Annotated in this window: 21 protein-coding genes; 12 read left to right on the forward strand and 9 right to left on the reverse strand. The window is 71.2% G+C overall.

Annotated elements, in window-relative coordinates; all coding sequences use genetic code 11:
* The first annotated feature begins 205 nt into the window (after positions 1 to 205).
* Genes ABC337_RS14500 through ABC337_RS14510 form a run of 3 tightly spaced genes read left to right on the forward strand, consistent with a single transcriptional unit; the run spans position 206 to position 2,048 of the window.
* Complete coding sequence (locus ABC337_RS14500; RefSeq protein ID WP_412883380.1) at positions 206 to 853, forward strand: WXG100 family type VII secretion target; 648 nt, start codon at positions 206 to 208, stop codon at positions 851 to 853.
* Positions 850 to 1,536, forward strand: coding sequence for a hypothetical protein (locus tag ABC337_RS14505; protein WP_412883379.1), 687 nt, complete (start codon positions 850 to 852; stop codon positions 1,534 to 1,536). The genes ABC337_RS14500 and ABC337_RS14505 overlap by 4 nt, the downstream gene beginning before the upstream one ends.
* Positions 1,533 to 2,048 carry a hypothetical protein gene (locus tag ABC337_RS14510; protein ID WP_412883378.1) on the forward strand — a complete coding sequence of 172 codons (516 nt, stop codon included), beginning with the start codon at positions 1,533 to 1,535 and terminating at the stop codon, positions 2,046 to 2,048. Before ABC337_RS14505 ends, ABC337_RS14510 begins: the two co-directional genes overlap by 4 nt.
* 13 nt (positions 2,049 to 2,061) lie before the next feature.
* Here the strand turns inward: ABC337_RS14510 and ABC337_RS14515 are convergent, their stop codons facing one another.
* From ABC337_RS14515 to ABC337_RS14535, 5 genes are all read right to left on the reverse strand, one after another.
* Positions 2,062 to 2,889: an alpha/beta fold hydrolase gene (locus tag ABC337_RS14515; RefSeq protein WP_364134822.1), complete on the reverse strand. Its 828-nt coding sequence runs from the start codon at positions 2,887 to 2,889 to the stop codon at positions 2,062 to 2,064.
* A gap of 4 nt (positions 2,890 to 2,893) precedes the next feature.
* Positions 2,894 to 3,223, reverse strand: a complete 330-nt coding sequence (locus ABC337_RS14520; protein ID WP_290257447.1) for a biotin/lipoyl-containing protein — start codon at positions 3,221 to 3,223, stop codon at positions 2,894 to 2,896.
* On the reverse strand, positions 3,216 to 4,244 hold the full coding sequence (locus ABC337_RS14525; protein ID WP_412883377.1) for an alpha-ketoacid dehydrogenase subunit beta: 1,029 nt from the start codon (positions 4,242 to 4,244) through the stop codon (positions 3,216 to 3,218). Before ABC337_RS14525 ends, ABC337_RS14520 begins: the two co-directional genes overlap by 8 nt.
* On the reverse strand, positions 4,237 to 5,274 hold the full coding sequence (locus ABC337_RS14530; protein WP_412883376.1) for a thiamine pyrophosphate-dependent enzyme: 1,038 nt from the start codon (positions 5,272 to 5,274) through the stop codon (positions 4,237 to 4,239). Before ABC337_RS14530 ends, ABC337_RS14525 begins: the two co-directional genes overlap by 8 nt.
* Positions 5,275 to 5,400: 126 nt before the next feature.
* Positions 5,401 to 6,780 carry an amino acid permease gene (locus ABC337_RS14535; RefSeq protein WP_412883375.1) on the reverse strand — a complete coding sequence of 460 codons (1,380 nt, stop codon included), beginning with the start codon at positions 6,778 to 6,780 and terminating at the stop codon, positions 5,401 to 5,403.
* 172 nt (positions 6,781 to 6,952) lie between these two features.
* On the opposite strand from ABC337_RS14535, the gene ABC337_RS14540 reads away from it, so the two are divergent.
* The 6 genes from ABC337_RS14540 to ABC337_RS14565 all read left to right on the forward strand — a co-directional run bounded on the left by ABC337_RS14540 (position 6,953) and on the right by ABC337_RS14565 (position 13,461).
* Positions 6,953 to 7,426 carry an Lrp/AsnC family transcriptional regulator gene (locus ABC337_RS14540; RefSeq protein ID WP_412883374.1) on the forward strand — a complete coding sequence of 158 codons (474 nt, stop codon included), beginning with the start codon at positions 6,953 to 6,955 and terminating at the stop codon, positions 7,424 to 7,426.
* A 147-nt stretch (positions 7,427 to 7,573) separates the two neighbouring features.
* Positions 7,574 to 8,284, forward strand: coding sequence for an NUDIX hydrolase (locus ABC337_RS14545; protein WP_412883373.1), 711 nt, complete (start codon positions 7,574 to 7,576; stop codon positions 8,282 to 8,284).
* Positions 8,281 to 9,594 carry a quinolinate synthase NadA gene (gene nadA / locus ABC337_RS14550; protein ID WP_412893246.1) on the forward strand — a complete coding sequence of 438 codons (1,314 nt, stop codon included), beginning with the start codon at positions 8,281 to 8,283 and terminating at the stop codon, positions 9,592 to 9,594. The genes ABC337_RS14545 and nadA overlap by 4 nt, the downstream gene beginning before the upstream one ends.
* Positions 9,591 to 11,300 (forward strand): L-aspartate oxidase, encoded by a 1,710-nt coding sequence (gene nadB, locus ABC337_RS14555; protein ID WP_412883372.1) that lies wholly within the window; start codon positions 9,591 to 9,593, stop codon positions 11,298 to 11,300. The genes nadA and nadB overlap by 4 nt, the downstream gene beginning before the upstream one ends.
* Positions 11,297 to 12,310, forward strand: coding sequence for a carboxylating nicotinate-nucleotide diphosphorylase (gene nadC, locus ABC337_RS14560; RefSeq protein WP_412883371.1), 1,014 nt, complete (start codon positions 11,297 to 11,299; stop codon positions 12,308 to 12,310). The genes nadB and nadC overlap by 4 nt, the downstream gene beginning before the upstream one ends.
* Positions 12,307 to 13,461 carry a cysteine desulfurase family protein gene (locus tag ABC337_RS14565; RefSeq protein ID WP_412883370.1) on the forward strand — a complete coding sequence of 385 codons (1,155 nt, stop codon included), beginning with the start codon at positions 12,307 to 12,309 and terminating at the stop codon, positions 13,459 to 13,461. The genes nadC and ABC337_RS14565 overlap by 4 nt, the downstream gene beginning before the upstream one ends.
* Positions 13,462 to 13,485: 24 nt before the next feature.
* Here the strand turns inward: ABC337_RS14565 and ABC337_RS14570 are convergent, their stop codons facing one another.
* The gene (locus tag ABC337_RS14570) at positions 13,486 to 13,971 is read right to left on the reverse strand and encodes a GtrA family protein (RefSeq protein ID WP_412883369.1); all 486 of its coding nucleotides are present in this window, start codon (positions 13,969 to 13,971) and stop codon (positions 13,486 to 13,488) included.
* A gap of 4 nt (positions 13,972 to 13,975) precedes the next feature.
* Positions 13,976 to 14,593: a DUF1684 domain-containing protein gene (locus ABC337_RS14575; RefSeq protein ID WP_412884910.1), complete on the reverse strand. Its 618-nt coding sequence runs from the start codon at positions 14,591 to 14,593 to the stop codon at positions 13,976 to 13,978.
* A gap of 182 nt (positions 14,594 to 14,775) precedes the next feature.
* On the opposite strand from ABC337_RS14575, the gene ABC337_RS14580 reads away from it, so the two are divergent.
* From ABC337_RS14580 to ABC337_RS14590, 3 genes are all read left to right on the forward strand, one after another.
* Entirely contained in the window at positions 14,776 to 16,167 is a 1,392-nt protein-coding gene (locus ABC337_RS14580; protein ID WP_412883368.1) for a M20/M25/M40 family metallo-hydrolase, read from the forward strand.
* A 39-nt stretch (positions 16,168 to 16,206) separates the two neighbouring features.
* Positions 16,207 to 17,025 carry a hypothetical protein gene (locus tag ABC337_RS14585; protein ID WP_412883367.1) on the forward strand — a complete coding sequence of 273 codons (819 nt, stop codon included), beginning with the start codon at positions 16,207 to 16,209 and terminating at the stop codon, positions 17,023 to 17,025.
* 79 nt (positions 17,026 to 17,104) lie between these two features.
* Complete coding sequence (locus ABC337_RS14590; RefSeq protein ID WP_412883366.1) at positions 17,105 to 17,911, forward strand: transglutaminase-like domain-containing protein; 807 nt, start codon at positions 17,105 to 17,107, stop codon at positions 17,909 to 17,911.
* Here ABC337_RS14590 and ABC337_RS14595 read toward each other — a convergent pair.
* A complete protein-coding gene (locus ABC337_RS14595; RefSeq protein ID WP_412883365.1) occupies positions 17,908 to 18,402 on the reverse strand; it encodes a MarR family winged helix-turn-helix transcriptional regulator in 495 nt (164 codons plus the stop codon). The two genes, ABC337_RS14590 and ABC337_RS14595, sit on opposite strands and share 4 nt — an antisense overlap.
* On the reverse strand, positions 18,402 to 19,505 hold the full coding sequence (locus tag ABC337_RS14600) for an LLM class flavin-dependent oxidoreductase (RefSeq protein WP_364134855.1): 1,104 nt from the start codon (positions 19,503 to 19,505) through the stop codon (positions 18,402 to 18,404). Before ABC337_RS14600 ends, ABC337_RS14595 begins: the two co-directional genes overlap by 1 nt.
* Between the last annotated feature and the right edge of the window lie 118 nt (positions 19,506 to 19,623).

The following is a 19,623-nucleotide window of genomic DNA, read 5'->3' on the forward strand; positions in this document are numbered from 1 at the left end:
CGTGCGCTCATCCGGTACCGCCGGGCGGGCAGCACGTGGCCCCGCGTTGCTGTTGGCGGTCCCGGACATACGACGGCGGCTGCCGCGCCGGACCGATGGGGAGCACTATCCATCCATCAAATGGAAAAATCCCGGTAGGCTGACGCGGTGGGCTGCCGGACGCGGCCTGACGCTTATGCAATGTGTGGACTAATGGGGGCATTGAGTGGCCGGAACCTTTTACGGCGCCGACGTGGCGCAGCTGCGCAGCCTGGCCGCGCGCGCGGGCAGCGGGGCGGGAAGCCTGGGCAGCCTGCAGCGCCGCCTGGGCGCGGAGATCGCCGGGTCGGCCTACTGGCAGGGGCACGACGCCGGGGCCTTCCGGTCGGAGTGGGACCGCGTCCACGCGCAGTCCCTCGCCCGGGCGGTGGCGGGGCTGCAGCAGATGCAGCGCGAACTCACCGCCCACGCCGACCAACAGGAGAGCGCCAGCGCCGCAGCGGGTGCCCCGGCCCCCTCCGGCGGGGCCCTCGACGGCGGGTCCACCCCGTTGTCCGCGCCGCCGTCGGTTCTGCTCACGCCCGCTGCGCTCTCGGCACTCACGCCGCACCAGGTCGGCCGGTGGTGGGCCGGCCTGGACGCGGCCGGACGGGCCGACTTCCTCCGGCTCTACCCCTACGCGGCCGGCAACACGGACGGCCTGCCGGTCGATACCAGGATCGAGGCGAACCGCGTCGCCGCCGGCACCCGCCTGGCGGAGCTGGAGCGGGAGGGAAAGGGGTCGACGGAGGAGGCTCACTACCTGAGGAAAACGGTCAAGGGGACATCCGCCTGGCGGCGTACGACCCGGCGAAAGGTAACCTCATTCAGATGATCGGCGACTATGACAGCAGCACCACAACGGTCCTGACCTACGTGCCCGGCACGTTCGCGACGGCCGGCGACTTCTACGCCGGCAGTGCCCAGAAGATGGCCGCGTACCTGCAGCAGTCGGATCCCACCGGCCGGACGGCGGCCTTCGTCTACAAAAACAGCGAGTTCCCGCAGGACGGGACCTTCAGGCAGTCGGCGGACAAGGCCTTCGGCGAGGCAGCAGGACGGAAACTGGCCGCCTTCGAGGCGTCCCTGGCGGACCAGAACCCCTCCGGAGCCCGCACCGTCGCGGTGTCCCACAGCTGGGGCGAGGCGGCCGTGGCATCCTCCGAAATGTACGGCGCCCACTACGACCGGCAGATTTCGTTGTCCGGGGCCTGGATGCCGGAGGGGTGGACTGCCGATCCCGGCACCGCCTATGACCACTTCGCCTACGATTTCGACGCGCTGGCCACCGCCCAGGGCCTCGGCCTGGTGGGGGATAAGTACCCGCTGGCCGATCCCGCGTTCACCAAGCACATCTACGATGACCCGGCGCGGAACATTGTCCTGGGCCCGGTGAAGATCACCACGGATCCGATGGCCAAGATCGAAAACCACAGCCTGATTGCCAACGCCCAGGACGCGCGGAACCGGGCGGCCCGCGAGGACGTTGCCAAGGTCATTTTCGGCGGCCGGCGATGAGCCCCGCCCCGTCCGTCCGCCGGCTGTACACCGCCGTGACCCTCACCTGCCTCGCTGCCATCCTGGCCGCCTGTGCACCCGCCGCCGACCCCAGGAGCCCCAGCATGGACCTCGCCACCGCGAAGCAGTCAACCCGCAACCAGCAGCAGGAACTGATGGCGGTGGTCCCCGCCGCGGAGATCGCGACGACGACCCAGACGGAGACCTCCCGTGCCCTGTTTGAATGCGACGCCAACAGCTATTACTGGCCGGGAACGATGGATCTGGTCCTCACCCCGGAGGCGGACGGCGCCGGGCTGCTGCAGCAGATCAAGGCCGCGTGGTCCGGCAAGGAAGGCTGGACCGTGGAGGAAAAGACCAGCATCAACGGGATCCCCGAACTCGTGATCGTCAGTCGGGAGGGGTTCCGACATTCGATCGAGTTCAACCCACAGCGGAATGCGCTCTACACGCTCTCCTCGTCGGCGTGCTTCCAGATGGAGGGCAAGCCCGACCCGGGGGTCGACTACTGAGCGGGGCCGGGTCCTAGACGCCGAGGAACTCGATGGCTCCCTGCTTGAAGGCCCGGCTGGTGACGGCGTTGGTGTGGTTGCGGCCCGGCAGGACCAGTTGCTCCACCAGGGCCCCGGCCTTGCTGCCCAGCGCGGCCAGCTCGGGCATGGAGGCTGCCCGCTCGTCCTTCTCGCCGGCCACCAGCAGCATCGGCATTGGCGGGACCGCCTCGGCCGGGTCAAAGGGTTCGTCCTTGATCGCCTCGATCAGGGACAGCAGCGCGAAGATGTTGTTGCTCGGGAGCAGCTGGGCCATCTTCAGCAGCCCCGCGGTGGAGTCGTCGGCGATCGGGGTGCCGTCGGCCAGGTAACGCTGCGCGGCGGGCAGGTCGAACGCGGCCAGCGGGTCCGCCACGTTGGGGCCGCCCAGGACCAGGCGATGCACCAGCTCGTGCTGGGTGGCGCCGAATTCCCAGGCAAGCCGGGATCCCAGGGAGTAGCCGATCACGTCAAGGCCAGACGCCGGGTCGCCGTCGCGCAGGGGACGCGCGCCGGCGTCGAACGCGATCTGCAGCAGGTCGGCACGGATCCGGCTGGGGGAGTAGGAGTCCCGGTCCTCCGGGGCGCCGCTGCGGCCGTGGCCGGGAAGGTCGACGGCGATCACGCGGCGGCCGGCCTGGGTGAGGGCCGTGATCCAGCCCGTGTCCTCCCAGTTCAGCTTGGAGGAGGAGGAGAAGCCGTGCAGCAGCAGGACCGGGCGGAGGCCGGCGTCGTCCTGTGGGTCGACCACGTTGACGTATAGCTGCGGGTCGGTGCCCTCGACCGTGTGTTGGTGCTGTTCCCCGGTGTGCCTGCCGCTCATGGCCTCAGTCCTCATCAAGTACGGCGCTCAGGCGGACCCGGCGCTTCGGTGCCTCTTCCTTCGGGACGGTGCCCACGATGCCGGCGGTGTCATCCGGCACCTCGAACACGATCAGCGGCTCGCCGACGTTGATTTTCTCGCCCGGTCCGCCGTGAATACGCACTACCTTACCCGCCTGGGGGCTGGGCAATTCGACCGCGGACTTGGTGGTTTCAACCTCCACCAGGGGTTGGTTGCGCTCCACCTGGTCGCCGGGGGCAACGAGCCATTCCAGCACCGTTGCCTCGATCAGGCCCTCGCCCAGGTCTGGCAGGGGGAAGGAAAGTTCAGCCACGTTTGTACTCCAATACTCGCTGGATGCCGAAGAGGATCCGGTCAATGTTCGGGATGTATTCGTCCTCCAGGTCCCCGGAGGGGTAGGGGACGTCGAAGCCGGTGACGCGTTCCACCGGCGCCTTGAGGGTGTCGAAGCAGGCCTGCGTGATCAGCTGGGCCACTTCGGCGCCCAGGCCGGAGGTCAATGGTGCCTCGTGCACCACGACGGCGCGGCGGGTCTTGCCCACCGAGGCGGCCAGCGCGGCGGCGTCGATCGGTTTGAGCCAGCGCAGGTCCAGGACCTCGATCTCGATCCCGTCCTCGGCGGCGAGTTCGGCCACCTGCAGGCAGCGGGCCACCATCGCGCCCCAGGCCACCAGGGTCAGGTGCCGGCCCTCGCGCATTACCTTGGCGCCCTCCGGCGAGCCGGGGTTGGCGGTGTCCACGTCGCCTTTCTGCCAGTAGCGGGACTTTGGTTCCATGAAGATCACCGGGTCCGGGCGGGTGGCGGCGTGCTTGAGCAGGTGGTAGGCCTCGTGCGGGTTCGACGGCGAGACCACCTTGAGCCCGGGAACGTGGGCGAAGAGCGCCTCCAGGCTCTCGCCGTGGTGCTCGGGGGCGCGGATACCGCCGAAGCTGGGCACGCGCAGGGTGATCGGCATCGGCAGCGTGCCGCGGCTGCGGTAGTTCATCCGGGCGATCTGGCAGACGATCTGGTTGATCGCCGGGTAGGCGAAGCCGTCGAACTGGACCTCGGGGATGGGGTGGAAGCCGGCCATCGCCAGGCCCACGGACATCCCGAGGATGCCCGATTCGGCCAGAGGGGTATCGAAGACCCGCTGCGCGCCGTGCTTGGCCTGCAGTCCGTCGGTGATCCGGAAGACCCCGCCCAGCCGGCCGCAGTCCTCGCCGAAGATCACCGCCTTGGGGTTGTCGGCCAGCACCTCATCCAGCGCCCGGTTCAGGGCCTGCTGCATGGACATCGTGACGGTGGCGGTCTCGGTGGCGGCGGTGCCGCTTTCCAGGGTCGGGCTAGACATGTTCGGACTCCTCGCGCCAGGTGGCCGCCTGCGCCTGCAGGGCCGGGGTGGGTTCCTGGAAGACCAGGTCAAACATTTCCGTGCCGGGCCGGGACCCGAGCGCCTGGATGCCGGTGCGGATGGCTTCCTCCTCGGCCTTGGCGGCGGCGAGGGCCTCCGCGAAGAACGCCTCGTCGGCGAGCCCCTCGGCCAGCAGCCGCTGCTTCAGCCGCTCCAGCGGGTCCGCGCCGGCGCCGTCGCGCTCCTCATCGAGCGAGCGGTAGCGTCCCGGATCGTCCGAGGTCGAGTGTGGGCCTCGCCGGTAGGTCATGGCCTCGATCAGCACCGGCCCGTGCCCGGCGCGGGCGTGGGCGAAGGCGCGGCGGGTCGCCTCGACGACGGCGACGACGTCGTTGCCGTCCACCTGCAGCGCCGGCATGCCGTAGCCGGCCGCCCGGGCGGCGACGGAGCCGCCGGCAACCTGGCGTTCGGTGGGCACGGAGATCGCCCAGCCGTTGTTCTGCACGAAGAAGACCACGGGAGCCTTCATGACGGCGGCGAAGTTCAGCGCCTCGTGCACGTCGCCTTGGGAGGAGGCGCCGTCGCCGAAGTAGGTCAGTGCAACGCCGGTGGCATTCTCCAGCGTCTGGCCGTGGGCCCAGCCGACGGCGTGCAGCACCGAGCCGGCCACCACAGCCTGGATTGGGGCGAGCCGGGATTCCAGCGGGTTGTAGAGCCCGCCGTGCCAGGTGGCCTTGTGGGTGGACATATAGCCCACCATGTCCACGCCCATGGTCCGGGCGACGCCCATCTCACGGTAGGTGGGGAAGACGAAGTCGCGGCTGGTGTCCACGGCGTAGGCGCTGCCCACCTGGGCCGCCTCCTGGCCGAGCTCGGGCGCGTAGCCGGGAATGATGCCCTGGCGCTGCCACGCGATGGCGGAGGTGTCCAGGTGCCGGACGGCCGCCATCAGCGTGTACAGCTCGCGCAGCTGGTCGGGGGTAAGCGGTGCGGCGTCGTCGCCGGACACCGCAAGCGGGAGTGTATCCATGGCTGTGACCCTAGTCACGGGCTCGGCATTGGGCAATCAGCCCACAACACGCTGGCCAATCTGCCAAAATCTGCCGGCGTCTACGCCTCCATGGGTAGCAGCTTGTATAGCTGCGCCCCGGTCGGGTCAGCCGTCTGTCCGGCGGGTCCTGCCGAATCGGGCCCCGGCCCAGCAGGCTGCGGCGATGGCGGCCACCAGGATCAGGGTGCTGACCAGCTGCTTGCTGCTCTCCGGGCTGCTGAACCCGACCGCGAAGATCAGCGCCAGCAGCACCAGGCCGACGATCGTCAGCACCGGGAACCCCTTCATCCGCAGCGGCAGCACGGTGCCGTCCCGGTCGGCCCGGCGGCGCAGCACCAGCTGCGAGACCAGGGCCGAGCCCCAGACCACCAGGCAGGTCGATCCCACCAGCTGGAAGAGCGCCGGCAGGATCCGGTCCGGGAAGAGCAGTTCCAGCACGGCGGCGATGAAGCCAAAGGCCACCGAGACCGCAACCGCCACCACCGGGACTCGGGCGGCGTTCAGCCGGGACAGCACCCGCGGCGCCTCCCCGCGCTGGGAGAGCGAGAAGGCCATCCGGGACGCCCCGTAGAGGTTCGCGTTCAGGGCCGAGAGGAGGGCGACGACGGCCACCAGGGTGATGGCGGCCCCCGCCCCGGGAATCCGGGCGGCGTCCAGGACTCCGGCGAAGGGCGACTTCAGCCCCTCCGACGTCGAGGGCAGAACCGCGGCGATCACGAAGACCGAGCCGATGTAGAAGACCAGGATGCGCCAGACCACGGTCCGGATCGCGTGGCGCACACTGCGCTCCGGGTCTTTGGTCTCGGCGGCGGCGACGCTGACGATTTCGGTGCCGCCGAAGGCAAAGATCACCACGAACAGGGCCGTGGCGATGCCGCCCAGGCCTGCGGGCGCGAAGTCGGCGGTGATGACGGACAGGCCCGGGCCCGGCACGTCCGGCAGCAGCCCGAGGATCAGGGCGGCACCGATGATCAGGAAGATCACGATCGCGGCGACCTTGAGGATCGCGAACCAGAACTCGAACTCGCCGAAGTTCTTCACGCCGGCGAGGTTGATGGCGGTGAACACCGCCATGAAGATCAGCGACAGGGCCCAGACCGGCAGCACCGGCCAGACGGTGAAGAGCAGGCCAGCCGCGCCGAGGGCCTCGGCGGCGATCACCACCACCAGCTGCAGCCACCAGAGCCAGCCCACGGTGGCGCCGGCGGTGTTGCCGAGGGCGCGCTGGGCGTAGACGGAGAACGCCCCGCTGACGGGGTTCGCCGCGGCCATCTCGCCGAGGGCCCACATCACGATGATGATCAGCGTCCCGGCCACCAGGTAGGAGAGCAGGACGGCGGGGCCGGCGGCCTGGACGCCCGCACCGGAGCCCAGGAACAGGCCGGCGCCGATCGCGCTGCCGAGGCCCATCATGGTCAGCTGCCGGGGCAGCATGGTGTGGCCGAGCTCGCGGCCGGGTTCCGTCGCGGCGGACTTCGTTGTCATCTGGCGGACCTTCTCTGCGTGGTGGGATGTCCTTTTGGGACCATTTGAATTTACCGCCCGTCCGCGGCGCCGAAGAACCACCGGCGTGAGATTATGGTGGCAGTTTGCTTTCCAAACTGGCCGTTTTCCGGCTGTTTGTACTTCCGCTTCGCCCGAAATCGAGGAATCCGCCATGACCGTCGACGCGCTCGATGCCAAAATTGTCCGATTCTTCACCGACTCCCCGCGCTCCTCCGTGCTGGAGGCCTCCCGCGTGCTGAAGGTGGCCCGCGCGACCGTGCAGTCCCGGCTTGACCGCATGCAGGAGTCCGGCGTGATCGGCTCCTGGGTGCCGCAGCCGGACCCCGCCCGGTTCGGCTACCCCGTGGTGGCGTTCTGCTCGCTGACCATCAACCAGGACCTGGGCCACGACGCCGTCGTCGAGGCGCTGGCGCAGATCCCGGAACTGATCGAGATCCACACCGTCTCCGGCAGTTCGGACCTGATGGCCCGGATCGCCGCCCGCTCCAACCCGGACCTGCAGAGGGTCCTTGATGCCATGATCGCCACGCGGACCGTGCTGCGCTCCTCGTCGGTGATCGTGCTCAACACCCACTTCGAGGGCAGGACGCTGCCGCTGCTGGAGGCAGCGGCCCGCCCGCAGTAGCGCGCCGTCACCATTTGGTGCCCCGCCGGCGTCGGCGTAGAATCAGTTCTAGTCAATCGGACTATAACTACTCCGGCAGTCGGGCCGGAGCCGTCCGGCCGGGGTCCGCCACCGGCCCCGGACCCCGAACCGCGGGGGCAGAGCACCATGTACACCTCACCGGCCAATGTCAGCGAGCGCCGCCTCGCGCCGCCGTCGTTGGCCATTTCCACGGTGATCTTCGCCCTCCGGCCCAGCGAGACCTCGGGCCGGCCCACCCTCTGGATCCCGCTGGTGCGGCGGATCCGTGAACCGTACAAGGGCCTGTGGGCGCTCCCGGGCGGCCCGCTCAGCCACGACGAGTCCCTGCAAGATGCCGCATCCCGGAACCTGCGCGAGACCACCGGCCTGGCGCCCAGCTACCTCGAACAGCTCTACGCTTTCGGCGGCCTGCACCGCTCACCCACCCAGCGCGTGGTTTCGATCGTCTACTGGGCGCTGGTGCGGCCCACCGAGGCGGCGCTCGCCGACGAGTCGGAGAACGTTCGCTGGGTGCGGGCGGACCGGCCTGGCCAGCTGGCCTTCGACCACAATGCGATCGTCGACTACGCGCTGTGGCGGCTGCGCAACAAGCTCGAATACGGCCCCATCGCCTTCCACTTCCTGGGCGAGTACTTCACCCTCGCCCAGTTGCGCGAGGTCTACGAGGCCGTCCTGGACCGCGAGCTGGACCCCGCGAATTTCCGCCGCCAGATCAAGGCAGCCCCGGAAATCGAGGAAACCGACGAATACCTCCAGGGCGGCAAACACCGCCCGCCCCGCCTCTACCGTTACACCGGCCGCCCCGGCCTCGATCCCGACCACAGGAGCACACCATGAGCAGCGTCAACACGGCGATCCAGCTGATCACCCGGGGAGCGGCCACAGGCCAGGTAACAGGCAGTGCGGCCGCGGGGTCCACGTGCAGCCCCGCGCTGGCCAGCGGTCCCTGGGACTTCGACCTGGCCGAGGCCCTCGCCGGCGTCCCGGCGTACGGTCCGGGCGCCTCGGCAGCCGACGTGGCCCCGCCGTCGACCCCGCGGCAGGGGGAGCTGCCTGAGGAGTACAAGCGGGCCACCGACGCCGAACTCGACGCCCGGATCCGCGCCGCCAAGGCCACGTTGGGGGACCGGGCCGTGATCCTGGGCCACTTCTACCAGCGCGACGAGGTGGTCGAATACGCCGACTTCGTGGGCGACTCCTTCCAGCTGGCCAACGCGGCGCTGACCCGGCCCGAGGCGGAGGCAATCGTCTTCTGCGGCGTGCACTTCATGGCCGAAACCGCGGACATCCTCTCCGCCCCGGAGCAGGCCGTGATCCTGCCCAACCTCGCCGCCGGCTGCTCGATGGCGGACATGGCGGACATCGACTCGGTCACCGAGTGCTGGGAGCAGCTGGAGGAACTCTTCGGCACCGAACCCGACGCCGACGGCCGGGTCCCGGTCGTCCCGGTCACCTACATGAACTCCTCGGCCGCACTCAAGGGCTTCTGCGGCGAGCACGGCGGCATCGTCTGCACTTCTTCGAACGCCGCCACGGTGCTGGAATGGGCGTTCGAGCGCGGCCAGCGGGTGCTGTTCTTCCCCGACCAGCACCTGGGCCGCAACACCGCCAAGGCCATGGGAGTGCCGCTGGAGCAGATGCCGATGTGGAATCCGCGCAAGGACCTCGGCGGCAACGACGAGCAGACGTTGCAGGACTCCCGCGTGATTCTCTGGCACGGCTTCTGCTCCGTGCACAAGCGCTTCACCGTCGCGCAGATCGAGAAGGCGCGGGCCGAGTACCCGGACGTGCAGGTGATCGTGCACCCCGAGTGCCCGATGCCGGTGGTTGACGCAGCGGACGCCGCCGGCTCCACCGACTTCATCCGGAAGGCCATCGCGGCCGCCACCGAGCCCACGGTCTTCGCCGTCGGCACCGAGATCAACCTGGTCAACCGCCTGGCCGCGGAGTACCCGCAGCACACGATCTTCTGCCTGGACCCGGTGATCTGCCCCTGCTCCACGATGTACCGCATCCACCCCGGCTACCTCGCCTGGGTGCTCGAGTCCCTGGTCCGCGGCGAGGTGGTCAACCGGATCACCGTGGCCGACGACGTCGCGGCCCCGGCCCGGGTGGCACTGGAACGCATGCTGGCGGCGCGGCCGTGACCAGGCGTCTGGTCATTATCGGCAGCGGCATCGCCGGGCTTTACGCCGCGCTGCTCGCGGCCGAGGCTCCCGGCGTCGAGGCGGTGCTGCTGACCAAGGGGACGCTCGGGGACGGTAACACCGGCTACGCCCAGGGCGGGATCTCCGCCGTCCTGGGCCCGGGAGAGGCTGCCTCCGGGGACTCGGTCGCCGCCCACATCGCCGACACCCTCGCCGCCGGCGCCGGGCTGTGCGACCCGGAGGCCGTCCGGGTGCTCTGCACCGAGGCGGTACGGGACATCGCCGGGCTGCGCCGCTTCGGCGTGGAGTTCGACGCCGCCGCCACCGGTGGTCCCGCGCTGGGCCTGGAGGCGGCACACTCCGCCGCGCGGATCCTGCACGCCGGCGGCGACGCCACGGGCGCGCGGATTTCCCACGCCCTCGGTGCCGCCGTGCTGCAACAGGCCGCCCGCGGGCGGCTGCGGGTCCTCACCGGGGCCTTCGCCACCGCGCTGCTGACCGGGCCGGATACGGGCGACCAGGAGGCCCGCGACCAAAACCCCGCGGCGGTCATCGGCGTCGCCTACCTCGCCGGCGGACGCAGACACCAACTGGACGCCGAGGCCGTGCTGCTGGCCACCGGCGGTGCAGGCCGGATGTTCTCCCGCACCACCAACCCGCGGGTCGCCACCGCCGACGGCCTGGCCCTGGCCTGGCGCGCCGGTGCCGCCGTCCGGGACCTGGAGTTCTACCAGTTCCACCCCACCACCCTGGCCACCGCCGACACCCCCGACGGCCCGCCCGCCCTGCTGGTCTCCGAGGCCGTGCGTGGTGAGGGCGCCGTCCTCCGCGACGCCGCCGGCCGCCGCTTCCTGCCGGCCTACCACCCCGACGCCGAACTGGCACCGCGCGACGTCGTCTCCCGCAGCATCGCCCTGCACCTCGCCGCAACCGGCGCCGACCCCGGAACCGCCGTCCACCTCGACGCGCGGGGGATCGAGGACGCCCGCGGCGCCGGCTACCTGGCACGACGGTTCCCCACCATCACCGCGGGCACGCGCGCGGCCGGTTACGACTGGACGGCAGAGACCGTGCCCGTCTCGCCGGCGGCGCACTACTGGATGGGCGGCGTCGCCACCGACCTCGCCGGGCGCACCACCGTCCCGGGGCTCTACGCCGCCGGGGAGGTCGCCCGCACCGGGGTGCACGGGGCCAACCGGCTCGCCAGCAACTCCCTGCTGGAAGGGCTGGTCTTTGGGCGCCGGGCCGTGGAGGACTTCCTCGGCGACCACGCGGCGCCTTCCTCCGTGAAGGGAACTGCCCGGTCGGCCCCACTGGGGGACGTCACGCCGGACCCCCGTCCCGTGGCGTTTTCCCGGGATGCCCTGGGACGGCTCATGACCCGGACCGCCGGGGTCTCGCGCACGGGCGCCGGGCTGGACGCTGCGGCGGCCCGGCTCGCCGCCTGGGCGTCCGACCTCCGCCCGGAGACCGTATCGGAGAGCGCAGACCAGGCCGGGCACGAGGACCGCAACCTGCTGCTGGCCGCCACGCTCCTCGTTGAGGCGGCCCGGCGCCGCACCGGCTCGGTGGGCGCCCACTTCCGGGCGGACCCGGAGGCGGCGGCGGCTGTCCCGGACACCCCGGAGCCCCGGTACCTCCACCTGCCGCAGCCCACCCACGGCCCGCGGCACGCCACCCGTTCCAAGCAAAGGATCACGTCATGACAGCACCCGCCCCGGCCGCCCGCAGCCCCCGCCCGGCCGCGAGCCCCGCCGTCGTTCCCGCAGCCGTCGCCGGGACCCTGCCGGCCTCCGCTGTCGACGCCGTCCTGCGCGCCGCGCTCGCGGAGGACGCCCCCTACGGGGACATCACCTCCCAGACACTCATCCCCGCCGGGACCCGCGCGACGGCGGTGCTGGCCGCCCGCGTGCCCGGGGTGTTCAGCGGTGGCCAGGTCTTCGCGGCGGCCATGAAACTCGTCGACCCGGACGCCGTCGTGACCCTGCTGCTCGCCGACGGGGATCGTTTCGACGCGGGCACGCCCCTTGCCCGGGTCACCGGTGACGCCCGCGGCGTGCTGCTGGCCGAACGGGTGGCCCTGAACCTGGTGCAGCGGATGAGCGCGATTGCCACGAAGACCGCCGAGTACGTGGCCCTTGTGGCCGGCACCCGGGCCCGCATCACCGACACCCGCAAGACCACCCCGGGACTGCGCGTGCTGGAACGCTACGCCGTGCGGTGCGGGGGCGGAAGCAATCACCGCGCGGGACTCTCGGACGCCGTCCTGGCCAAGGACAACCACCTGGCCGTGCTCACCGGGGGAGACCCGGCCAGGCTGACCGCCGTGCTGCGGGAGGCGAAGGCCCGGCTGGGCCACACCACCCACTTCGAGGTGGAGGTGGACACCATGGAGCAGATCGAGCCGGTGCTCGCCGCCGGGGTGGACACCATCATGCTGGACAACTTCACGCTGATGGAGCTGGCCGACGGCGTCGACCTGGTGGCCGGGCGCGCCCGGGTGGAGGCCAGCGGCAACGTCAACCTGGGCACCGTCGCCTCGATCGCCGCCACGGGCGTGGATGTGATCTCCATCGGGGCCCTCACCCACAGCGTCGCCGCCCTGGACCTGGGGCTGGATATTGAACTGGACCTTGAACGGGGCACCGATCTGGACACCGACGCCGGCTCCGGCACCGGTCCGCAGCCCGACCTGGGAGCCCAGGGGACGCCGTGATCTTCCTCGACGCGGCCGCCACCACGCCGGTCCGGCGGGAGGTTCTCGCGGCCATGTGGCCCTACCTGAGCGGGGAGTTCGGCAACCCCTCCAGCCACCATTCGCTGGGGGAGTCGGCCGCGGAGGCGCTCGCCGACGCCCGGGCGGCCGCGGCCCGGGTCATGGGCTGCCGCCCCGGGGAAATCGTGTTCACCTCGGGCGGCACGGAGGCGGACAATCTGGCCGTCAAGGGGATCGCGCTGGCCCGCCGCGCTGCGGATCCCCGGCTGGACCGGGTGGCCATCAGCGCCGTTGAACATCCCGCCGTGACCGAATCCGCCCGCTACCTCGAACGCGTGCACGGCTTCGCGGTGGACGTGATCCCGGTGGACCGCCGCGGACAGGTCACGGAGGATGCCTTCGCCGCGGTGCTGGGCCCGGAGACCGCCGTCGCCAGCGTCATGTACGCCAACAACGAGGTGGGAACCGTCCAACCCGTGGCCCGGCTGGCCGGCCTGGCCGCGGCCGCGGGCGTCCCGCTCCACACCGACGCGGTGCAGGCCGCCGGCTGGCTGCCGCTGGACGCGAAGGCGCTGGGCGTGGCCGCGCTCTCGGTGTCCGGGCACAAGCTCGGCGCGCCCAAGGGCTGCGGCGCCCTGGTGGTGCGCGGCCGGACCCGGCTGGAGCCCCTGGTCCACGGCGGCGGCCAGGAACGCGGCCGCCGCTCCGGGACCGGGAACGTTGCCGCCGCGGTGGCGCTGGCGACGGCGCTGACGCTCGCGGCGCAGGACCAGGCCGACCGTGCCGCCCGGGTGGTTGCCCTGCGGGACGGGTTCGTCGCCGCGGTCCTCGCCGGTGTGCCGGGGGCGGTCCTGACCGGGCACCCGGCCGAGCGGCTGCCCTCCGTGGCCTCGTTCTGCTTTCCCGGCACCAGCGGCGAATCGGTGCTGCTGGAGCTGGAGCGCCGGGGCGTGGTGTGTTCCAGCGGCTCGGCCTGCGCCGCCGGGTCCGATGAGCCCTCCCCGGTGCTGGTGGCGATGGGGATCCCCGCGGCGGTGGCGCAGACGGCGGTCCGGTTCAGTTTCGACGCCGCCATCACCGCGGCCGAGCTGGACCAGGCGACCGCCGCCGTCCGCGGGGCGGTCGGCAGCGTGCGCTCCCTCGGGGCGTAACGCCGGGCCTATTGGCGAAGGGCCTTAGCGGTGCCGGGCCCGCCGGAAGATCCAGTGCCGCAGCATGGTAAACCGCACAGCGGTGGCCAGGAAGCCGGAGAGCGTGGTGGTCCAGAGCTCCTCGGCCACGGTGGCGTCCGGCTTGACCCAGTGCAGGATGCCCAGGCTGCCGCCGGTGATGAGCAGCGCCACCAGGATCACGATCAGGCCGTTGAGGTGGTCGCGGCGCATCCGGTGCGTGTCCTTGATCTTGAACGTCAGGCGCCGGTTCAGCGCCGTGTTCATCAGGGAGGTCAGGATCAGCGCCGCGGCGTTGGCCGGCTGCGGTCCGATCCAGGGCCGCAGCAGCGCGAAGAGCGCCAGCGACGTCACCGTGCACACCACGCCGACGCCGGTGAACCGCAGCAGCTGCCGCACCACCGGGTACCGCAGCAGCCCGCGCCGCCGGGGCGGGCGGGTAACCGGGGGAGCGGCTGCCCCGGGCGGGTCGGCCTGGAGTTGGGGTTCCATCCGGCTAGTAAAGCTCCCCGGCCGGCAGTTCGACGGCCAGCCGGTTGGACGGGCCGGGCAGCGGACAGGCCCAGGCCTCGTTGTAGGCGCAGGACGGGTTGTACGCGAAGTTGAAGTCCAGGACGAAGCTGGCGTCCGGACCGGATCCGGTCACGCCGTGGAAGGCGCCCTTGATCGTGTCGATCAGGTAGCGTCCGGCCCCGTAGCTGCCGCCGGGCTGTCCTGCGGTGGCGTCGCGGAACGGCACGAAGATGCCGCCGCCGTAACCCTGGTGCTTCCAGACGGCCAGCTGGCCGATCTCGGGCAGGTCGAAGGTGCCGAGGCGGACGAAGCGGACGACGCCGTCGGTGCCGGTCTCGACGTTCATCTCACGTCCTGCCCCTTCCGGGGTGATCGGGACGTGGAAGCGGTAGATCGGGTCGTAGTCGGCGGTCTTCAGGCCGGAGAATTCGGCCTTCGCTGCCCGGGTCAGGGGCGAGGCGGGGTGGGTGACGAACATCCGGTCGCGGGTGTGGCGCCAGTAGGCGTGCGCCTCGGCGGGGCTGTCCGCGGCGATCTTTCGGACGGTGGCGTACAGGTCGAAGGTCCGCAGCCGCCAGTCGGCGATGTCGAGCGCGGTCATCTGCAGGACGTCGTCCCCTTCATCGGCCCCCGTCCCGGCAGCCGCCTCCGACTGGACGTCCCTATCCGTACCCTCAAGATCCTGTTCCGACATCCCTCCAGCCTAACCCTGTTTGCGCCGCGGTCCCCGCGCGCGGTAACGCCTCCGGCCGTTCGAGGGCTGCCTTGCCTAGACTGGCGCGCATGCACAGCACCGACACAGCCGCCGTAGCGGACGCCCTCGCCACGCTGGTGAGCTTCCGGACCGTCTCGTCCCGTACCCCGGGAGGGACCGACGAAGCCGAATTCGAGGCGTTCCTGGCCGCGCTGCCCGGGCTGTTCCCACGGGTCTACGCGACGCTGGACGTGGAACGGGTCAACGGCCGCGCCCTGCTGTTCCGCTGGGCGGGCCGCCCCCGCACCGGCGGCACGGCTGACCGCCCCACCGACAACACAGCCGCCAACCCGGACGGCGGCCTGGCGGGACCGGCGGTGCTGATGGCGCACTACGACGTCGTGTCCGCCGGGGACGAGGCGGCCTGGACCCACCCGCCGTTCTCCGGCCATAACGACGGCACGCATCTCTGGGGCCGCGGCACCCTGGACGACAAGGGGCAGCTGGCGGTGATCCTTTTCGCCGCTGAGGCGCTGCTGGCCGACGGGTTCGCGCCGGAACGGGATGTCTACTTCTCCTTCGGCGACAACGAGGAGACCGCCGGTGACAGCGCGGCCGCCGCCGCGTCGCTGCTGGCCGAACGGGGAGTCCGGCCCGCGCTGGTGCTGGACGAGGGCGGCGCCGTCGCCGGCGGCGCCTTCCCGGGCGTCACCCGGCCGGCCGCCGTCGTCGGCGTGGCCGAAAAGGGGATCCTCGACGTCGAACTGCTCACCCGCGACCCCGGCGGCCATGCCTCCACGCCGCCTCGGATGGGCGCCACCGCCCGGCTGGCCAGGGCCATCACCCGGATCGAAAACCACCCGTTCCCGCAGCACCTGCCCGACGTCACCGCCGAGATGCTGCGCCGCTTCGGCCCGCACGCGCCCCTCCCGCTGCGGCTGGCCTTCGCCCGCGTGGAGCGCCTGCGCACGCCCCTGACCTGGCTGTTCGGCCGGCTGGGCGGCGAGACCAACGCCATGACCCGGACCACCGTCGCCATCACCACGCTGCGGGGCAGCGCCGGCGCCAACGTCCTGGCCGCCACCGCCGCCGCCAACGCCAACATCCGCGTGGCCGTCGGAGAGACCGTGGCCGGGACGGTGGAGCGCCTGCGCCGGATCATCCGCGACCCCAAGGTGGAGCTGCGCGTTGTGGAGGGCAACGAACCCTCCCCGGTTTCCGCGACCCACGGCCCGGCGTGGGAGCTGCTGACGGAGTGCATCGGCACGACCTACCCGGAGGCGATCGTCACCCCGTACATCATGATGGGCGGCACCGACTCCCGCCGCTTCACCGGAATCTGCGACGCGGTGTACCGGTTCGCGCCGTTTGCCATGGACCGGGCGGACCGGGCCTCGATCCACGCCGTCGACGAGAAGATCTCCCTTGAGGCCCTGGGCCGCGGCGTCCGCTTCTACGAAACGCTGCTCCGGAAGCTCTGAGCGGCGCCGGGACCGCACTACGCTGGCAGCATGATGCGGATGAGGCTGCGGACCGGTGGACAGGTTGGTGTGCCGGTGGGGCTGGTCGCGGCGCTGGTGCTCGGCACCGGCGCGCTCGCGGGGTGCTCGGGTGGCCCCTCGGCACCCCAATGGACGGCCGACGCCGGCGGGACGGCGACGGCGCAACCCTCCGGCGGCGCAACGCCGTCGGGCTCCGGCTCGCCGGGAACCGCGTCACCCGGCTCAACAGCCACGGCCACGGCCTCGGCCGGCGCCACGGCGGCGGCCTGGAAGACCTACACCGATCCGGCCAAGTCGGTCAGCTTCGAGCTGCCGCAGGAGTGGATCGCCCAGTCGCAGACCCCGGCCCAGGGCAGCCTCCCCGGTGCAGTCAAGGTCGAGGTCAAGGACGCCGCCGGCCACTACCTCGCCACCCTGCAGACGGGACTGCCGCCGCGGACGCCGGCCTCCTGCGCGCCCGACGCCGCCAAGTCCTACATCGTGGTCAGCAGCGTGCCGGTGGACCTGCCGCACGCCTCCGGCGAGGGGATGATCGACCCGCACGTGGTCTACCGGGTGATCCAGGGCTACAAGTATTTCGGCTCCTACGGGATCACCAACATCGTCGGCGGTACCGGAGGCAAAGCCTGCGCTTTGCAGAACGTGGTCCGCGGCCCAGCGGGCAAGGGCGACTACTCCTTCGGCGACCTGGGCGAGCTGACGGCGTTCGCCCCGGACCAGCGGGTGGCCCCGGCCAAGGCGTTCGACACCCTGGCCCAGGCCGACGCCTACGTCAACGAGGGGTCCGAGTTCGCCAACGTCCAGCGGATGCTAATGTCGCTGAGGATCACACAGTAGCCCTGCCGCGCCGGCCCCACGGCAGCCAGGGAACCCCCGGCGGCAGGCCCACGCGCCCCGCCCGCACCCCCGGAGAATTATGGAACGCATCGTGTCCGCCCGCATGGCCTTCAAGACCGTGGCCGGCACCAAGGTCGCCATGGCCGTGGCTGTGGCGCGCAACCCCGGCTACACCGGCTTCGACGAGGAACTCTCCGTCACCGCCGACGGCGTCGAGGTTCCCCTGACCGAGCTCGCCGACCACCACGGCGGCCGGTTCCACTACATGGAGTTCGCCGAGCCCACCGAGGTGCTGGTGGAGTACAACGCCACCGTCACCGGCTTCGCGGACCCCGAGGAACCGGGGCTGATGGAACTGATCCGCTACGTGCGGCCCAGCCGCTACGCCGAATCGGACCGGCTGCTGCCGACGGCCTACGCCGAGTTCGGCGGCCTGCAGGGTCCGGAACTGCTGCACGCCGTCCGCGACTGGGTCTTCAATGAACTGCGCTATGTCAGCGGCTCCTCGCGCGGCACCGACGGCGCCGTGGAAAGCCTGTTGCACCGGCGCGGCGTCTGCCGCGACTTCGCCCACCTGGCGATCGCCCTGCTGCGCTCCAAGAACGTCCCGGCGCGCCTGGCGGCCGTTTACGCCCCCGGGCTGAGCCCCATGGACTTCCACGCCGTCGCGGAGGCCCACATCGACGGCGCCTGGCACGTGATCGACCCGACCGGCCTGGCGCCGCGGGAGGGCATGCTGCGGATCACCGCCGGCCGGGACTCCTCGGACACGGCTTTCCTCTCCACCGTGGGCGGCAGCCTGTCCCTGAAGGAACTCAAAGTCACCGCCACGGTGACCGGGGACCTGCCGGCGGAGGACCCGGCGGCGCTGGTAACCATCCGCTAGCCGCGGGCCTGCACCGAGGCCCGCAGCTTGTCCGTCAGCCGCAGCAGCTCCTGCTGCTCCTCGGCGGTCAGGGCGGGGCTCACCAGGGCGGCAATGTCCCGGACGTGCTCCCGGCCGATCTGCTTCTGCAGTTCCCGGCCGGTGTCGGTGAGACGGACCAGGACGCCTCGGCCGTCGTTGGGGGCCGGCCGGCGTTCGACCAGCCCCCGCTTTTCCAGCCGCTCCACCAGCCGGCTCAGGCTGGACTGGCTCAGCAGCACGTGGTCGTTCAGTTCGTTCTGCCGCAGCCAGCCCGTGGGGCAGCCCGAGAGGGTGAACAGCACGTCGTATTCGTTGACGGCCAGGTCGCGGAAGGCCGGACCGCCCTGCAGGCGCCGCATGACGGCCACCTGCGCTCGGAACAGCGATTCCCAGGCCTGGGCCGCCAGCCGCACCCTTGGCGCCGGGGAGGTGCCGGTGCCGGTACCCGTGCCGGGCGCCCCCGGGGCCATCACGCCTCCTGCGGTGCGGCCTGGTGGGCCGCCAGCTGCGCGGCGACGCGGCCGGCGTGGGTGGGCGGCGCGGGGACGTGCGCCGGGGTCTTCTCCGCGTACTCCTTGCGCAGCACCGGCAGCACCTCCTCGCCGAACAGGTCCAGCTGCTCCAGGACGGTCTTCAGCGGCAGGCCGGCGTGGTCGATCAGGAAGAGCTGGCGCTGGTAGTCGCCGAAGTACTCGCGGAACGTCAGGGTCTTCTCGATGACTTCCTGCGGGCTGCCGACCGTCAGCGGGGTCTGCGAGGTGAAGTCCTCGAGGGAGGGGCCGTGGCCGTAGACCGGGGCGTTGTCGAAGTAGGGGCGGAACTCCTTGACCGCGTCCTGGGAGTTCTTCCGCATGAAGAACTGGCCGCCGAGGCCCACGATCGCCTGGTCCGCCGCTCCGTGGCCATAGTGCTCGTAGCGTTCCCGGTACAGGCCGATCAGCTGCTGGTAGTGCTCCTTGGGCCAGAAGATGTTGTTGGCGAAGAAGCCGTCACCGTAGTATGCGGCGACCTCGGCGATCTGCGGGGTGCGGATGGAGCCGTGCCAGACGAAGGGGGCGACGCCGTCGAGCGGGCGCGGCGTGGAGGTGAAGTTCTGCAGCGGGGTGCGGTGCTTGCCGGACCAGTTGACGGTGTCCTCGTCCCAGAGCTTGCGCAGCAGGGAGTAGTTCTCGATCGCGAGTTCGATGCCGTCCTGGATGTTCTTGCCGAACCAGGGGTAGACGGGGGCGGTGTTGCCGCGGCCCAGCACCAGGTCCACGCGGCCGTCGGCCAGGTGCTGGAGCATCGCGAAGTCCTCGGCGATCTTCACCGGGTCGTTCGTGGTGATCAGGGTGGTGGCGGTGGAGAGGATGATCCGCTCCGTCTGCGCCGCGATGTAGGCCAGCGTGGTGGTGGGGGAGGAGGAGAAGAACGGCCGGTTGTGGTGCTCGCCGATGGCGTAGACATCCATGCCGATCTCTTCGACCTTCTTGGCGATCGCCACCGAGGCCTTGATGCGCTCGTGCTCGGTGGGGGTCCGGCCCGTGGTGGGGTCGGTCGTGATGTCGCTGACGCTGAATACGCCGATCTGCATGATGATCCTTTCCGTTCCGGAGTCTTCCGGGGTCCTGCTCCAAGTGTAATCGATTTACATGCATTTGCATCTATCGCCCGGTATAACAGCCGCCACGCGCAGGTATTCCCTGACCTTC

This window comes from Arthrobacter phoenicis (genome assembly GCF_047238215.1).
GTDB lineage: Bacteria > Actinomycetota > Actinomycetes > Actinomycetales > Micrococcaceae > Arthrobacter.

Excerpts from the sequence above, each read along its gene's own strand:
- ABC337_RS14505 (WP_412883379.1), top strand. The coding sequence starts at position 850 with ATGATCGGCGACTATGACAGCAGCACCACAACGGTCCTGACCTACGTG.
- ABC337_RS14510 (WP_412883378.1), top strand. The coding sequence starts at position 1,533 with ATGAGCCCCGCCCCGTCCGTCCGCCGGCTGTACACCGCCGTGACCCTC.
- ABC337_RS14515 (WP_364134822.1), bottom strand. The coding sequence starts at position 2,889 with ATGAGCGGCAGGCACACCGGGGAACAGCACCAACACACGGTCGAGGGC.
- ABC337_RS14525 (WP_412883377.1), bottom strand. The coding sequence starts at position 4,244 with ATGTCTAGCCCGACCCTGGAAAGCGGCACCGCCGCCACCGAGACCGCC.
- ABC337_RS14530 (WP_412883376.1), bottom strand. The coding sequence starts at position 5,274 with ATGGATACACTCCCGCTTGCGGTGTCCGGCGACGACGCCGCACCGCTT.
- ABC337_RS14535 (WP_412883375.1), bottom strand. The coding sequence starts at position 6,780 with ATGACAACGAAGTCCGCCGCGACGGAACCCGGCCGCGAGCTCGGCCAC.
- ABC337_RS14540 (WP_412883374.1), top strand. The coding sequence starts at position 6,953 with ATGACCGTCGACGCGCTCGATGCCAAAATTGTCCGATTCTTCACCGAC.
- ABC337_RS14545 (WP_412883373.1), top strand. The coding sequence starts at position 7,574 with ATGTACACCTCACCGGCCAATGTCAGCGAGCGCCGCCTCGCGCCGCCG.
- nadA (WP_412893246.1), top strand. The coding sequence starts at position 8,281 with ATGAGCAGCGTCAACACGGCGATCCAGCTGATCACCCGGGGAGCGGCC.
- nadC (WP_412883371.1), top strand. The coding sequence starts at position 11,297 with ATGACAGCACCCGCCCCGGCCGCCCGCAGCCCCCGCCCGGCCGCGAGC.
- ABC337_RS14570 (WP_412883369.1), bottom strand. The coding sequence starts at position 13,971 with ATGGAACCCCAACTCCAGGCCGACCCGCCCGGGGCAGCCGCTCCCCCG.
- ABC337_RS14575 (WP_412884910.1), bottom strand. The coding sequence starts at position 14,593 with ATGACCGCGCTCGACATCGCCGACTGGCGGCTGCGGACCTTCGACCTG.
- ABC337_RS14580 (WP_412883368.1), top strand. The coding sequence starts at position 14,776 with ATGCACAGCACCGACACAGCCGCCGTAGCGGACGCCCTCGCCACGCTG.
- ABC337_RS14585 (WP_412883367.1), top strand. The coding sequence starts at position 16,207 with ATGAGGCTGCGGACCGGTGGACAGGTTGGTGTGCCGGTGGGGCTGGTC.
- ABC337_RS14590 (WP_412883366.1), top strand. The coding sequence starts at position 17,105 with ATGGAACGCATCGTGTCCGCCCGCATGGCCTTCAAGACCGTGGCCGGC.
- ABC337_RS14595 (WP_412883365.1), bottom strand. The coding sequence starts at position 18,402 with ATGGCCCCGGGGGCGCCCGGCACGGGTACCGGCACCGGCACCTCCCCG.
- ABC337_RS14600 (WP_364134855.1), bottom strand. The coding sequence starts at position 19,505 with ATGCAGATCGGCGTATTCAGCGTCAGCGACATCACGACCGACCCCACC.